This is a genomic window from Massilia sp. DJPM01 (assembly GCF_030348125.1).
Taxonomy (GTDB): Bacteria; Pseudomonadota; Gammaproteobacteria; order Burkholderiales; family Burkholderiaceae_D; genus Telluria_A; species Telluria_A frigida.
The window spans coordinates 146904-160291 of record NZ_JAQOZV010000007.1; the positions used below are offsets into that span (position 1 = coordinate 146904).

The 13388-nt window shown below is 65.6% G+C and carries 15 protein-coding genes and 3 pseudogenes; 9 read left to right on the forward strand and 9 right to left on the reverse strand.

Going from position 1 to position 13388, the window contains the following annotated elements; genetic code table 11:
* Window positions 1-118 precede the first annotated feature (118 nt).
* Window positions 119-1957: a DUF885 family protein gene (locus tag PO883_RS07390; RefSeq protein ID WP_289309174.1), complete on the reverse strand. Its 1839-nt coding sequence runs from the start codon at window positions 1955-1957 to the stop codon at window positions 119-121.
* Between the two features lie 308 nt (window positions 1958-2265).
* On the opposite strand from PO883_RS07390, the gene PO883_RS07395 reads away from it, so the two are divergent.
* From PO883_RS07395 to PO883_RS35060, 5 genes and pseudogenes are all read left to right on the forward strand, one after another.
* Entirely contained in the window at window positions 2266-2937 is a 672-nt protein-coding gene (locus tag PO883_RS07395) for a hypothetical protein (protein WP_289309175.1), read from the forward strand.
* An 83-nt stretch (window positions 2938-3020) separates the two neighbouring features.
* Window positions 3021-3152: a hypothetical protein gene (locus PO883_RS07400; protein ID WP_289309176.1), complete on the forward strand. Its 132-nt coding sequence runs from the start codon at window positions 3021-3023 to the stop codon at window positions 3150-3152.
* Window positions 3153-3225: 73 nt separating this feature from the next.
* Window positions 3226-4473 (forward strand): DEAD/DEAH box helicase, encoded by a 1248-nt coding sequence (locus tag PO883_RS07405; RefSeq protein WP_289309177.1) that lies wholly within the window; start codon window positions 3226-3228, stop codon window positions 4471-4473.
* A gap of 98 nt (window positions 4474-4571) precedes the next feature.
* On the forward strand, window positions 4572-4928 hold the full coding sequence (locus PO883_RS07410; protein WP_289309178.1) for a cation-transporting P-type ATPase: 357 nt from the start codon (window positions 4572-4574) through the stop codon (window positions 4926-4928).
* A 10-nt stretch (window positions 4929-4938) separates the two neighbouring features.
* Window positions 4939-5016: pseudogene (locus PO883_RS35060) on the forward strand (hypothetical protein); the annotation flags it as partial.
* An 18-nt stretch (window positions 5017-5034) separates the two neighbouring features.
* Here PO883_RS35060 and PO883_RS07415 read toward each other — a convergent pair.
* A complete protein-coding gene (locus tag PO883_RS07415) occupies window positions 5035-5172 on the reverse strand; it encodes a hypothetical protein (RefSeq protein WP_289309179.1) in 138 nt (45 codons plus the stop codon).
* Here PO883_RS07415 and PO883_RS35065 point away from each other — a divergent pair.
* From PO883_RS35065 to PO883_RS07430, 4 genes and pseudogenes are all read left to right on the forward strand, one after another.
* Window positions 5108-5359, forward strand: a pseudogene (locus PO883_RS35065) (cation-translocating P-type ATPase); the annotation flags it as partial. The gene PO883_RS07415 and the pseudogene PO883_RS35065 sit on opposite strands and share 65 nt — an antisense overlap.
* A 221-nt stretch (window positions 5360-5580) precedes the next feature.
* The gene (locus PO883_RS07420; RefSeq protein ID WP_289309180.1) at window positions 5581-6570 is read left to right on the forward strand and encodes a cation-translocating P-type ATPase; all 990 of its coding nucleotides are present in this window, start codon (window positions 5581-5583) and stop codon (window positions 6568-6570) included.
* A gap of 129 nt (window positions 6571-6699) precedes the next feature.
* Window positions 6700-7467: a fumarate/nitrate reduction transcriptional regulator Fnr gene (gene fnr, locus PO883_RS07425; protein ID WP_289309181.1), complete on the forward strand. Its 768-nt coding sequence runs from the start codon at window positions 6700-6702 to the stop codon at window positions 7465-7467.
* Window positions 7468-7576: 109 nt separating this feature from the next.
* A pseudogene (locus PO883_RS07430) lies at window positions 7577-7924 on the forward strand (Rpn family recombination-promoting nuclease/putative transposase); the annotation flags it as partial.
* 45 nt (window positions 7925-7969) lie between these two features.
* On the opposite strand, the gene PO883_RS07435 reads toward PO883_RS07430, so the two are convergent.
* From PO883_RS07435 to ccoN, 7 genes are read right to left on the reverse strand one after another with little or no spacing between them, the layout of a single operon-like run.
* Complete coding sequence (locus PO883_RS07435; protein WP_289309182.1) at window positions 7970-8191, reverse strand: hypothetical protein; 222 nt, start codon at window positions 8189-8191, stop codon at window positions 7970-7972.
* Window positions 8192-8218: 27 nt separating this feature from the next.
* On the reverse strand, window positions 8219-8752 hold the full coding sequence (locus PO883_RS07440; RefSeq protein WP_289309183.1) for a FixH family protein: 534 nt from the start codon (window positions 8750-8752) through the stop codon (window positions 8219-8221).
* Window positions 8753-8770: 18 nt separating this feature from the next.
* The gene (gene ccoG, locus PO883_RS07445; protein WP_289309184.1) at window positions 8771-10174 is read right to left on the reverse strand and encodes a cytochrome c oxidase accessory protein CcoG; all 1404 of its coding nucleotides are present in this window, start codon (window positions 10172-10174) and stop codon (window positions 8771-8773) included.
* On the reverse strand, window positions 10171-11115 hold the full coding sequence (ccoP, locus tag PO883_RS07450; protein WP_289309185.1) for a cytochrome-c oxidase, cbb3-type subunit III: 945 nt from the start codon (window positions 11113-11115) through the stop codon (window positions 10171-10173). Before ccoP ends, ccoG begins: the two co-directional genes overlap by 4 nt.
* Window positions 11108-11305 carry a cbb3-type cytochrome c oxidase subunit 3 gene (locus PO883_RS07455; RefSeq protein WP_289309186.1) on the reverse strand — a complete coding sequence of 66 codons (198 nt, stop codon included), beginning with the start codon at window positions 11303-11305 and terminating at the stop codon, window positions 11108-11110. Before PO883_RS07455 ends, ccoP begins: the two co-directional genes overlap by 8 nt.
* A 1-nt stretch (window position 11306) precedes the next feature.
* A complete protein-coding gene (ccoO, locus tag PO883_RS07460; protein ID WP_167088212.1) occupies window positions 11307-11921 on the reverse strand; it encodes a cytochrome-c oxidase, cbb3-type subunit II in 615 nt (204 codons plus the stop codon).
* Between the two features lie 14 nt (window positions 11922-11935).
* On the reverse strand, window positions 11936-13363 hold the full coding sequence (gene ccoN, locus PO883_RS07465) for a cytochrome-c oxidase, cbb3-type subunit I (RefSeq protein WP_289309187.1): 1428 nt from the start codon (window positions 13361-13363) through the stop codon (window positions 11936-11938).
* Window positions 13364-13388: the final 25 nt, after the last annotated feature.

Sequence of the window (13388 nt, forward strand, 5' to 3'; positions counted from 1 at the left end):
AAGGAGCAATGGCGCGCGCACCAGCGTCGGTCGAGCCAGCCTCGTCGGATTTAACAATCTTTCGAGTCAGAGGTCAGACCCCGGTTGTGGGGGGTGTCTGACTCCGGTTAGGAAATCATCAGGTCGCGGCGGCCTGGGACTGGTCGGCGATCCATTGGTCGATGATCTTGCCGAGCACGTCCAGCGGCACCGAGCCGTTTTTCAGGATGACGTCGTGGAACGCCGGCAAGGTGAAGCGCTCGCCCAGTGCCAGCCGCGCCTTGTCGCGCAGTTCGAGGATGCGCAGCATGCCCAGCATGTAGGCGCAGGCCTGGCCCGGCCACACCACGTAGCGCTCCACCTCGGCCGCGCCGATGCCATAGTCGATCGCTTGCTGGCGCGTCCAGCCCTTGCTGTGCAAGCCCGTGTCGACCACCAGCCGGCGCGCGCGGAACAGTTCGGATCCGAGCGCACCGAGCAACCCGGGCAGGTCGCCTTCGTACCAGCCCTGCTCCACCGCCAGCCGCTCGGTGTACAGCGCCCAGCCTTCGGAGTGCGCGCTGCCGCCGCCAAAAATGCGCTGCGTGCGCCATGCCGGCAAGCCGCTCAGTTCCTGCTGGATGGCCAGCTGGAAGTGGTGCCCCGGCACCGCTTCGTGATATGCCAGGCTGCGCATGCGGATCATGTCGAACGACGGCCCGCGCAGCGGCACCCAGAAGATGCCGGGCAGGCTGCCGTCCGGCGCCGGCACGCTGTAGTGCGCCGAGGCGCTGCCCTCGGTCAGCGCCGGTTCGCGCCGCACCTCGACCGGCGCGCGCGGCTTGAGATTGAACAGCTTGGCACTGCGCTGTTCGGCGTCGCGCACCATGGCCGCGTAACTGCTCAGGATCGCCGCGCGCGGATCGGGTCCGGCAGCCGGCTGAAAAGTCTTGTCGAGCGCTTTCATGCGCGCATCGATGCCGCCCTCGGTGTACCCCAACTGGCGCAGGTGGCGGTCCATCTCGCCTTCGATGCGCGCCACTTCGCGCAGCCCGATCGCGTGGATCTGGGCCGCGTTCAAGGTGCTGCCGGTGTAGCTGGCCAGCGCCTGGCTGTAGGCGGCGGCACCGTCGGGCAGACGCGCGATGCCGGCGTCGTCGCCGGTCTTCGGGTGCAGTTCGGCCAGCAGCGCCCGGGTCCTGGCGTAGGCCGGCAGGATGCTCTTGCCGACGATGGCGGCCGCTTTGTCGATAGCGGCCGCGCGCGCCGGCGGCGTCAGGTCGGCCAGCACGGCGCTGCGCTCGGCCAGCGAGAGCACCAGCACGTTCTGGTCGGCGGCCGGCTTGAGGAAGGCCTCGACCTGTCCCTGCGCGCGTTCGAGGATGAAGCGCGGCGGCAGCAGGCCGCGCGCGGCGGCGGCGCGGGCGCGCGCGTTGGCCTGGTCCATGCGCTCGCCAATCTGCGCCAGGCGCGCCAGGTAGCTGTCGACATCGGCCGCGCGCCGCATCGGGTGCGCCGCGCTCATGAAGCTGACCAGCGCGATATGCGTGCCGCCGAATTGCGAGAAGACGAAAGCGTGGTCCTCGAAACGCTCGCCCGCCAGGTGGTTGGCCAGCGACCAGCGCATGGTCTCGGCCGAGACGCGCCGGGTGCTGTCCAGCGACCCGGCCAGGAAGCGGTCCAGCCGCGCCACGCCCGCCCTGGCCAGCGCCGTGTATCTGGCGCGCTGGGCGACGGTCATCGGCGTGAGCTGGCGGTCCAGCGCCTGCTGTTCGGCGCCGCTGAAATACTGGTCGATGGTGGCGCGCTGGGGCGACAGCCGCACCCAGTCGGCGGCGAAACGGTCAGCCCATTGGTCGAAGGCGGCGTCGCGCTGCTGCACCCCGGCTACAAAGGCGGCACCGGCGGCCAGTACCGGCACGGCGGCGCCGCCACAGGACAAGGCCAGCAGGGCGGCGATCAGACGGGGCGCGATGGCGCGCCGGAACGGGGTAGGCATGCGGGAAACTCCTGAATAGCGGTTGGTGGGGCGGCTTGCGGACGGCCGCGACGGAATTTATCATGGATTGCGCTTGGAAACCACCAGCCCGGCACGCAACGGCGCCCGTCAATACAGGCGAAACGCCTTTTTCAATCGATCCCGGCCGGCCCGGGCGGGCGACAAAAAACGACAATTGCTTACCTTTCGGGACTGGCTTGGCGGCCCCGACTGGGGTAGCATGGCGGGCCACGATGCCCGAGCATGTCGCCGCCGGCCCGAGCCGGTACAATGCCGCCATCCCCCAGTCATTCTTCAAAGGTCATTGCATGTACATCAAGAATATCGCCCTGGCGGCCGCCGCCCTGTTGCTGGCCGCCAGCGCGCAAGCCGAGATCGCCGTTACCGCCGAAGTCGGCACCACCGGCGTCGGCGCCCACCTGATTTTCCCAATGGAAAAGACCCTGAACGCCCGTTTCGGCGCCAGCTATTTCCAGCGCAAGTACAACGATACCGCCAGCACCGTCAGCTACACGATGAAGGCCAAGCTGCAAAACATCGACGTGCTGTTCGACTGGCACCTGATCGATAACAGCCCGTTCCGCCTGACCGCCGGCGTGGTGTACAACGGTAACAAGGTCAGCATGGTGGCGCGCCAGGATTCGAACGGCAACTACAACATCAATGGCAAGAACTACGCAGCCAGCCAGGTCGGCATTCTCAACGGCGGCATCGAGTACAACAAGGGCGCGCCTTACCTCGGCCTGGGCTGGGGCAATGCCTTGAGCACCGACAAGAAGTGGCAATTCAGCGCCGACGTGGGCGCACTGTGGCAGGGCCATCCGAACGGGCGCCTGGTGCAGTCGGGCTGTACCGCCACCAGCGCCGCCTGCACCCAGCTGGCGCGCGACGTGGCCGTCGAGCGCGTCAAGATGGAAGCCGATGTCCAGGCCTACAAGGTATATCCGGTGCTGCGCGCCGGCGTAAGCTACCGCTTCTGACAGCGCGTCGCGACAGCGCGCCGCAACAGCGCGCCGCCCGGGCGTGGTTTTGGGTAGCATCGGACTTTTATGAGGGATGCGCCATGAAACCACGCTTTCACCCGCTCGCGGCCCTCGCCGCCTGCTGCCTGCTCGTGTTCTCTGTGGCCGCCTGCGGCGACAAGCACGAACCGACCAAGCCGACCGTCGCGCACACCGTGAGCGCCACGCGCTAGGCCTTTTGCGCCCCGGCGATCGCCGGACAGGGTAAACTACGCCCTTGTTCTTTTGCCGCAAGGTCGCTTCCCCATGTCTTTTGATTCCCTCGGTCTGATCGATCCCCTCGTGCGCACGCTGGACGCGCTCGGCTACAGCACTCCCACCCCGGTGCAGGCGCAAGCCATTCCCGCCGTGCTGGCCGGACGCGACATGATGGCCGCCGCCCAGACCGGCACCGGCAAGACCGCCGGCTTCGCCCTGCCCCTGCTGCAGCGCTTGACGCTGCAGGGCCAGGTCGGCGCCAACGCGGTGCGCGTGCTGGTGCTGGTACCGACCCGCGAGCTGGCCGAGCAGGTGCACGAAAGTTTCCGTGCCTATGGCGCCGGCTTGCCGCTGCGCACCCACGTCGCCTATGGGGGCGTCAGCATCAATCCGCAAATGATGAAGCTGCGCAAGGGTCTCGACGTGTTGGTGGCCACGCCCGGCCGCCTGCTCGACCTGTACCGCCAGAACGCGCTCAAGTTCGACCAGCTCGAAACGCTGGTGCTCGATGAAGCCGACCGCATGCTGGACCTGGGCTTTTCGCGCGAGCTCGACGCCGTGTTCGCGGCGTTGCCGAAAAAACGCCAGACCTTGCTGTTTTCGGCCACGTTTTCGGACGAGATCCGCGCGCTGGCCGGCAAGCTGCTGATCGACCCGCTAAGCATCGAAGTCAGCCCGCGCAACAGCACTGTCAAGCGCATCCGCCAGTGGGTGGTGCCGGTCGACAAGAAACGTAAACCAGAACTGTTTTTGTATCTGCTGAAAAAACACCGCTGGGGCCAGGTGCTGGTGTTCGTCAAGACGCGCAAGGGCGTGGACCAGCTGGTCGAGACCCTGCAGGCGCAGGGCATCGCGGCCGATTCGATCCATGGCGACAAGCCGCAGCCGGCCCGCCTGCGCGCACTCGACCGCTTCAAGGCGGGCGAGGCGAAAATCCTGGTGGCCACCGACGTGGCCGCGCGCGGACTGGACATCGACGACTTGCCGCAGGTGGTCAATTTCGACTTGCCGATCGTGGCCGAGGACTATATTCACCGCACCGGCCGCACCGGGCGCGCGGGCGCCTCGGGCGAAGCGGTCTCGCTGGTGTGCGCGGACGAGGTGGACTTGCTCGCCGCCATAGAAATCCTGACCAAACAGACCCTGGAGCGCATCGAGGAGCCCGGCTTCTCGCCCGAGCACCGGGTGCCGCTGACCAATACCGCCGGCGAAGTGCTGAAAAAGCCCAAGAAACCCAAGAAAGCCAAGGTCACGGGTGACGTCTCGAGCGTCGACGTGCGTTTCCGCCCGCGTTAAGCGCCGATCCGGGCACGCTTGAGCCACATCAAAACTTGCTAGTAAGTCATTGATATCCTGAATGATTCGCCGTGTCCGGCGTCCCGAGCAGGAACTCCATGGCAAGCACAGCGCACGAGGTGGCCATCCATGGCGGCCTGAGCGAAGCGAAAGCGGCGCGCCGCCTGGCCGCCGACGGTCCCAACGCGCTGCCGGCCGCCACCCGCCCCGGCCTGTCCCGGCTGGCGTGGGAAGCCGCGCGCGAACCAATGTTCCTGCTGCTGTTCGGCGCCGCCGCGCTGTACCTGGCACTGGGCGAGCTGCGCGAAGGCATTTTCCTGCTGGCCACGGTCGCCCTGACCGTAGGCCTGACCTTATTTCAACAAAGCAAAACCGAAAAGGCGCTGGACTCCTTGCGCGAGCTGGGCAGCCCGCGCGCTGGTCGTGCGCGACGGTCACAGCCGCCATCTGGATAGCCGGGCGCTGGTGCGCGGCGACCTGATCGTCGTGGCCGAAGGCGACCGCGTGCCGGCCAATGCGCGCCTGCTGGCCGGCCACGGCCTGCGCGTCGACGAGTCGCTGCTAACCGGTGAATCGCTGGCGCTGGACAAGGCCGCCGGCGACGACGAGCGCCTGCCTGTTCGCCGGCACCGTGGTGGTCGGCGGCCACGCCACGGCCACCGTCACGGCCACCGGCACGCACAGCCGCAGCGGCGCCATCGGGGCCTCCCTGGGCCAGCTCGCGCCCGAAGCGTCGCCGCTGCAGCGCCAGACGCGCAGCCTGACGCTGCTGTTCGCGGGGCTGGGACTGGCCCTGAGCGCGGCACTGGTCCTGTTCCACGGCCTGCGCGGCGGCCAGTGGCTGGCGGGGGTGCTGGCCGGGATCGCGCTGGCGATGGCGATGGCGCCGGAAGAATTTGCCGTCGTGCTGGTGGTGTTTCCAGCCCTGGGCGCGTGGCGCGTGGCGCCACGCGCGTGCGCGCGTACTCACGCGCCGCCTGGCGGCCATCGAGACGCTCGGCGCCACCTCGGTGCTGTGCGTCGACAAGACCGGCACCCTGACCGAAAACCGCATGCGCGTGGCGCGCCTGCATGCCGTCGGCACGGCCGTGGCCCCCGACGCGGCACTTGCTGCGGCCATGCGCGAACTGCTCGAATACGCGCTGCTGGCCAGCGCTACCAACCCGTTCGACCCGATGGACCAGGCGCTGGAGCGGCTGGCCCGGCGCGAGCTGGCCGGGTCAAGCCAGCTGCATCCGGACTGGCGCCTGGTACGCGAAGAAGCGCCGCGCCCAGCCCTGCGCGCCATGCTGCAAGCCTGGCGCGCACTGGCCGCCGCATCCGGCGCGCCTGGGCTTTACTTTGCTCGGACTGGTGGCCTTGGCCGATCCCCTGCGCGCCGGCATCCCGGAAGCGGTGCGCGCCCTGCGCGCGGCCGACATCCGCGTGCTGATGATCACCGGCGACTATCCATCGACCGCGCAAGCCATCGCGCGCCAGGCCCGCCTGGCCGAGGGCACGCTGCTGACCGGCGACGCGCTGGCGGCGATGACGGCGCGCGAACTGCGCGCCTGCATCGCCGGCATGGCGCTGCTGCCGCTGCTGCTCGGCTGGCCGGTGCTGCTGCCGATGCATATCGTGTTCCTCGAACTGATGATCGACCCGGCCTGCACCCTCGCCTTCGAGAACCATGGGCCCGATCCGGACAGCATGCGCGCGCCGCCGCGCGCCCCCGATGCGCCGCTGGTGGGCGGCGCGGCCCTGCTGCGCGCCGGCCTGCACGGCATTGTGGCGCTGGCCCACGTGATCGCCGCCTGGCTGTGGGCCAGCGGCGCGCTGGCGCCGGAGGCGGCGCGCGCTTTTGCGTTCACCGCGCTGGTCGGCGCCAACCTGGCGCTGATGTTCGCGCACGCTGCGCGGCGCCAGCCCAACCCGATGCTGTGGATGATCGCCACGGGCACTCTCGCGGCACTGCTGGCCGTCATCTACCTGCCAGCGCTGGCCGCCGTGTTTCATTTCGCGCCACTGAGTGTCGCGCAACTGCTGGCGGGCGCCGGCGCCGGACTATCCCTCGCGGTATGGTCCTTACTGTTGAAACTTGCACAACGCCTGCGGTGATAATGCGGCATTATCGTTGGCAATATGCCATCTGTACCGGGGAAAATGCGGCAACTGCGCCGGTATTGGCCTGTGCGCCATGGTTCCACTGGGGTATCATACGGATCAAGCCACAAACCGTCAGACCCTATGCCTCAGCCTCTTCCATTCGTTCCCGCAGCCTTGCTGAACGTCGCCGCGCTCAAGGCCAGCTGCGCGGGATGCAGCATGCACCAGCTCTGCCTGCCGATGGGCCTCGACGAGGACGACATTACCCGTCTCGACAGCATCATCGGCAAGCGCCGCCGCATCTTGCGCGACGAACGCCTGTACCAGATGGACGAACCGTTCCGCAACCTGTACGCGATCCGCTTCGGCCACTTCAAGACCTACCAGGTCAATGCCGGCGGCGAGCAGCAGATCACGGGGTTCCAGATGGCCGGCGAGCTGCTGGGCATGGACGCCATCAGCGGCGAGCGCCACCATTGCGACGCGGTCGCGCTGGAAGACAGCGAAGTGTGCGAAATTCCCTTCGCGCGCCTGGAAGAATTGTTCGGCCAGGTGCCGACCCTGCTGCGCCACTTCCACCGCATCATGAGCCAGGAAATCACGCGCGAGCAAAATGTCATGCTCTTGCTGGGAAATATGCGGGCCGAGCAGCGCTTTGCCGTGTTCCTGATCAACCTGTCGGCACGCTACGCGGCGCGCGGCTATTCTGCCACCAGTTTCCAGCTGCGCATGTCGCGCGAGGATATCGGCAACTACCTGGGGCTGACCATCGAAAGCATCAGCCGCCTGCTGTCGCGCTTCAAGAAGCAGGGCTGGATCGGCGTCGACAAGCGCGAAATGACCTTGCTCGATCCGGCCATGCTCAAGGCGCTGGCGGCCGGCACCGAGCAGTGCAGCCCGATGGCCTGAGACCCATCAAGCGTGTGGGAATCAGTTTTCAAGAGGCGATATTGATGCACATAAGGTAATTATCAGGGCGTAATTACCGGTTTTCCTCGTTGCCAGCCCATATGGTCAAGTATACCGTTCGCTGTTCGCCCACCCGAAACCGGTGCGCGATCTGATCACGGACTTTACTTCCATCAAGCTGCTCGACGAGATCCCGCTGTCTTCCTTCGAGCGGGTCACCCCTGCTTATGTGAGCGAGCGTTTGTCGGCGCGCCAGGACGATATCGTCTGGCGTGTGCGGATCGGCGAACAATTCCTGTACCTGTACATCCTGCTGGAATGCCAGTCCGGCGTGGGCCGCTGGATGGCCTTGCGCATGCAGACCTACATCGGCTTGCTGTACCAGGACCTGGTCAAGCGCCACGCATTGTCGCCGGGCTTGCAGGCGGTGTTTGACGATGGCGCGACATCCACTTAGCCGGGCTATGTCGTGCGCCTTGGCCCGGCGCACGACATAGCCTGCCTAGAACGGCGGATGCGGATCGTCCGGCACCACCAGCAGATAGTAGGTCAGCATGCTGGCCAGCGCGCAAAAGGTCCAGAAGAAGAAAAAGCCGACGGTGTACACCGCCATCGGCGTCAGTGCCAGCTCGCCCACGTGCAGCGCTTCGCGCGGGTCGAACAGCGCAAAGAAGCAGCCTTCGGCCAGCATCGCCGCCAGGAAGGCGGGCCACAATACTTTCATCGCAAGTCGCATCTACCCTCCCCCCTGTCAGTGCACAACGGCCGGGGCATCGGCGTCGATCGCCAGCGCCTGCTGGCGCGGCCAGTGCCAGGCCGCGGCCAGGCGCCAGTCACGCTTGCCGCCTTCGACCACCACCTGCCAGCGCGCCCGTTCCAGCAGCGGCAGCGCCACCGAAAAATGGCCCGCCGCATCCGGAATCACGTCCAGCTTGCGGTCTTTCTGCGGCTGGGTGGCGTGCGCCAGGTGGATGCTGAACGGCGCGGCCAGGGCCTGCCCGCCGCTGCTCAAGGTGCCGGCCAGCTTTTCCGTGGCCGGATCGTAGGCCGCACTGAACGACAGGCGCATGGCGCTGGCTACGCGGTCGCGCCGCAAGTCCTGGTTGATGGCCTTGCCCTGCTTGTAGTAGTCGTCCACCACCATCGCATCCTGGCCCATATAGGCCACGAAACCGAGGTTGACGCCGGCCACCACCACCAGCGCGGGACCGAGCATCAGGAGCCATGGCCAGCGGTGCTTGTACCACGGGCCGATGGAGGGAGTCAGGGGTGAGGCGGTTTGCATGCGGTCTCCTTGTTTGCTTTATTTTGGCACGATGAACACGGCTTTTTCACGCACGCTGAGCGACGCGTCGTCCACCGCCGTCAGTTCGAACTCGATATGGTTCGACCCGGGCGCCGCCGCGCTGCGCTGGACCTGCACCCGCACCGGCACCGCGCGCGTGCTGGCGCCATCGAGCACCGCCTGGTCGGGTGTCGCCAGCCGCACCGAATCGATGCCCGACACCTTGATGCGGAAGGTATGCCCGGCTTCCGCCGTGTTCATGATTTGCAAACGATACACGTTTTCAATCATGCCGTCGCCCACTTCGCGCCCCATCGAGCCGCGGTCGCGGATCACGTCGAGCTTGAGCGGGGTGCGCAGCGCCAGCGCGGTGCCGAAGCCGGCCACGATCAGCACCAGCAGCCCGGTATAAATCAGCACCCGGATGCGCAGGATGCGCTGGCCGATGCGCCTGGCCGACCATTTTTTATCCATCGCATTGTCGGTCGAATAGCGAATCAGCCCGCGCGCCAGGTCGATCTTGTCCATCACGCCGTTGCAGGCGTCCACGCAGGCGGCGCAGCCGATGCATTCGTACTGCAAGCCCTTGCGGATGTCGATCCCGGTCGGGCACACCTGCACGCACATATTACAGTCGATGCAATCGCCCTTGGCCTTGGATTCCTCCGCCGTGGCCTTGGGATTGAGCGCACCGCGCGGCTCGCCGCGTTCCTGGTCGTAGGTGACGATCAGGGTGTCCTTGTCGAACATGGCGCTCTGGAAGCGCGCATACGGGCACATATATTTGCACACCTGCTCGCGCAGCCAGCCGGCATTGCCATAGGTGGCGAAGGCATAAAAGCCGATCCAGAACCACTCCCACGGTCCCAGCGCGAAGGCGCCGATATTGGCCAGCAGCGAGCGCACCGGAGCAAAATAGGCCACGAAGCTAAAGCCGGTAAACAGCGCCACCACGCCCCAGGCCAGGTGCTTGGCGCTCTTCCTGGCCAGCTTGTCGGCAGTCCATGGCTGGCGGTCGAGGCGGATGCGGGCGCTGCGCGCGCCTTCGATCTTGCGTTCGATCCACATGAAGATTTCGGTGTAGACCGTCTGCGGACAGGCGAAGCCGCACCACACCCGTCCCGCGATGGCGGTGACCAGGAACAGCAGGTAGGCGGCGATGATCAGCAACGCCGCCAGGTAGATGAAGTCCTGCGGCCACAGCACCATGCCAAAGATGTAGAACTTGCGCGCCCCAAGGTCGAACAGGACCGCCTGGCGGCCGTTCCAGTTCAGCCACGGCAAGCCGTAGAACACGATCTGGGTGATCCACACGCACGCCCAGCGCAAGCTGGCATAGCGTCCCTTTGCTTCGCGCGGGTAGATTTCCTCGCGCGCGGCATACATCCGGATCACAACCGGCTTGCTGGCGGCCTCGCTCATTTTTGCGCCACCCCCGGCGCCGCTGCCAGGTTCGCTGGCGCCGGATCGTTGGACAGGCTCCATACATAGGCGGCCAGCACGTGCACCTTGGCTTCGCCCAGGAACTCGTGGAACGAGGGCATGGTGTTGGTGCGGCCCTTGCGGATCGTTTCCATGATCGTCTCGGCGCTGCCGCCGTACAGCCAGACCTTGTCGGACAGGTTGGGCGCGCCCAGGGCCTGGTTGCCGACCCCGCCGGCGCCATGGCAGGCGATGCAGGCGCCGAACTTGGACTTGCCGAAGGAGACCTTGATCGGATCGGCGGTCAGCCCGGACAGGCTCTTGACGTAGTGCGCCACGTTTTCGATATCGGCTTCCGAGCCGACCGCCGCGCCCATCGGCGGCATCATGCCGTTACGGCCCTTCATGATGGTTTCCTTGATCACCGACGGCTCGCCGCCATGCAGCCAGTCCTTGTCGGTCAGGTCGGGATAGCCCTTGTTGCCGCGCGCGTCGGAGCCATGGCACTGCGCGCAGTAGGTCAGAAACATGCGCTCGCCGATCGCGTGCGCCTGCGGGTCGGCCGCCACCGCTTTCAGGTCCTGGCTGGCGTATTTGGCGAACAGGGGACCGTAGTCGGCATCGGCCTTGGCCAGTTCCTGCTGATATTCGCCGCTCGACTTCCAGCCCAACTTGCCGGCGTAGCTGCCCAGGCCCGGGTACAGCACCAGGTAGACGAGCGCGAACACGATGGTGATGTAGAACAGCCACATCCACCAGCGCGGCAGCGGGGTATTGAGTTCGGTCAGGTTTTCGTCCCACACGTGGCCGGTGGTGCCGTCGCTGCCCGGTTCGACCTTGTGGGTCGACTGGGACCACAGCAGCACGCCGCAGCCGAGAATGGCCAGCACCGTAATGACGATGATGTACAGGTCCCAGAAACCGCTGGTGAAATCAGCCATGACCGCTCTCCCCCGTCTTGCCGCCAGCGTTATCGCCGGTGATGTCGTCCGCGAACGGCAGCGCCGCCTGCGTCTCGAAGTCCTTGCCGCCCTTGAGGACGAAGGTCCACAGCAAGATGCCGAGGAAAGTGGTGAAGCTGATGACGGTCATGATGCTGCTCGCGCTGTCAAAAATATGTTCGATTGCCATGTCAGTTCCTCGTCTTGATCTGGATGCCGAGGCCCTGCAAATAGGCGATCAGGGCATCCTGTTCGGTCTTGTCGGCCAGTGTGGCCGGCGCCTGGGCGATGTCTTCTTCCGTGTAGGGCGTGGACAGGCGCTGCAGGGCGCGCATTTTCGGAATCACCTCGGCCGGCACCAGCTTGGTTTTGGCCAGCCACGGATAGCCCGGCATGTTCGATTCCGGCACCACGTCGCGCGGGTTGTCCAGGTGGGTGCGGTGCCATTCGTCGCTGTAGCGGCCACCGACGCGCGCCAGGTCCGGGCCGGTGCGCTTGGAACCCCACTGGAACGGCCGGTCGTAGACGAATTCGCCGGCCACCGAATAGTGGCCATAGCGCTCGGTCTCGGCGCGGAACGGACGGATCATCTGCGAGTGGCAGTTGTAGCAGCCTTCACGCACATAGATGTCGCGGCCCACCAGGCGCAGCGCCGAATACGGTTTCAGGCCGGCCACCGGCTCGGTGGTCGATTTTTGGAAGAACAGCGGAACGATTTCCACCAGCCCGCCGAAGGAAACAACCAGTAAAACCAGTCCGATCAGCAGCCAGGGATTCTTCTCGATTAATTCATGTGAAAATTTCATTACAAGCTCCGAAATCAGGCGTGTGCAGGTAAAAGGGTGGGAATGCGCGCGTCTTCGCTGACAGTGCTGCGCATCGTCCGGTACGTGTTATAGGCCATCAGCAGCATGCCGGTCAGGTACAGCAAGCCGCCGCCGACGCGAATCACGTAGTACGGATAGGTCGCCTTGACGCCTTCCACGAAGGTGTAGGTCAGGGTGCCGTCGCTGTTTACTGCGCGCCACATCAGGCCCTGCATCACGCCGGCGATCCACATCGACGAGATGTACAGCACGATGCCGATGGTCGCGACCCAGAAGTGGGTATCGATCAGGCGCACGCTCCACATCTCGGTCTTGCCCGACAGGCGCGGGATCAGGTAGTAGATCGAGCCCATGGTGATGAATCCGACCCAGCCCAAAGCGCCGGCGTGCACGTGGGCGACGGTCCAGTCGGTGTAGTGCGACAGCGCGTTGATGGTCTTGATCGACATCATCGGGCCCTCAAACGTGGCGATACCGTAGAACGAGAGCGACACGATCAGGAATTTGAGGATCGGGTCCGAACGCAGCTTGTGCCAGGCGCCCGACAGGGTCATGATCCCGTTGATCATCCCGCCCCACGATGGCGCCAGCAGGATCAGCGAGAACACCATGCCGATCGATTGGGTCCAGTCGGGCAGCGCGGTGTAGTGCAGGTGGTGCGGTCCGGCCCACATGTAGGTGAAGATCAGGGCCCAGAAGTGGACGATCGACAGGCGGTACGAGTACACCGGGCGCTCGGCCTGTTTCGGAATGAAGTAGTACACCATGCCGAGGTAGCCGGCGGTGAGGATGAAGCCGACCGCGTTATGGCCGTACCACCATTGAATCATCGCGTCCTGCACGCCGGCGTAGGCCGAGTAGGACTTCCAGAAGGAAGCCGGCATGACCGCGCCGTTGACGATGTGGAGGATCGCCACGGCCAGGATGTAGGCGCCGAAGAACCAGTTGGCCACGTAGATGTGCTTGACCTTGCGCTTGACGATGGTGCCGAAGAAGACGATCGCGTAGATCACCCAGACCACCGTGATCAAGAGCGCGATCGGCCATTCCAGCTCGGCGTACTCTTTACCGCGCGTGAAACCCATCGGCAGCGTGATGGTGGCCAGCACCAGGATCGCTTGCCAGCCCCAAAAGGTCATCATGGCCAGCGTGTCCGAGAACAGGCGCACCTGGCAGGTGCGCTGCACCACCCAGTACGAAGTCGCAAACAGGCCGTTGATGCCGAATGCGAAAATGACAGCATTGGTATGCAGCGGACGCAGGCGCCCGTAGCTTAACCAGGCGATGTCGAAATTGAGGGCCGGCCAAGCCAGCTGCGCGGCGATGAACACCCCGACCAGCATGCCGATGACGCCCCAAAAGACGGTGGCGATCGTAAAGTACCTGACGATCTTGTTGTTGTAGTTTAAAGCTCTGTCCACAAAGGCTCTCCTGAGAATGCAACGA

Excerpts from the sequence above, each read along its gene's own strand:
- PO883_RS07390 (WP_289309174.1), bottom strand. The coding sequence starts at position 1,957 with ATGCCTACCCCGTTCCGGCGCGCCATCGCGCCCCGTCTGATCGCCGCC.
- PO883_RS07395 (WP_289309175.1), top strand. The coding sequence starts at position 2,266 with ATGTACATCAAGAATATCGCCCTGGCGGCCGCCGCCCTGTTGCTGGCC.
- PO883_RS07400 (WP_289309176.1), top strand. The coding sequence starts at position 3,021 with ATGAAACCACGCTTTCACCCGCTCGCGGCCCTCGCCGCCTGCTGCCTG.
- PO883_RS07405 (WP_289309177.1), top strand. The coding sequence starts at position 3,226 with ATGTCTTTTGATTCCCTCGGTCTGATCGATCCCCTCGTGCGCACGCTG.
- PO883_RS07410 (WP_289309178.1), top strand. The coding sequence starts at position 4,572 with ATGGCAAGCACAGCGCACGAGGTGGCCATCCATGGCGGCCTGAGCGAA.
- PO883_RS07415 (WP_289309179.1), bottom strand. The coding sequence starts at position 5,172 with ATGGCGCCGCTGCGGCTGTGCGTGCCGGTGGCCGTGACGGTGGCCGTG.
- fnr (WP_289309181.1), top strand. The coding sequence starts at position 6,700 with ATGCCTCAGCCTCTTCCATTCGTTCCCGCAGCCTTGCTGAACGTCGCC.
- PO883_RS07435 (WP_289309182.1), bottom strand. The coding sequence starts at position 8,191 with ATGAAAGTATTGTGGCCCGCCTTCCTGGCGGCGATGCTGGCCGAAGGC.
- PO883_RS07440 (WP_289309183.1), bottom strand. The coding sequence starts at position 8,752 with ATGCAAACCGCCTCACCCCTGACTCCCTCCATCGGCCCGTGGTACAAG.
- ccoG (WP_289309184.1), bottom strand. The coding sequence starts at position 10,174 with ATGAGCGAGGCCGCCAGCAAGCCGGTTGTGATCCGGATGTATGCCGCG.
- ccoP (WP_289309185.1), bottom strand. The coding sequence starts at position 11,115 with ATGGCTGATTTCACCAGCGGTTTCTGGGACCTGTACATCATCGTCATT.
- PO883_RS07455 (WP_289309186.1), bottom strand. The coding sequence starts at position 11,305 with ATGGCAATCGAACATATTTTTGACAGCGCGAGCAGCATCATGACCGTC.
- ccoO (WP_167088212.1), bottom strand. The coding sequence starts at position 11,921 with ATGAAATTTTCACATGAATTAATCGAGAAGAATCCCTGGCTGCTGATC.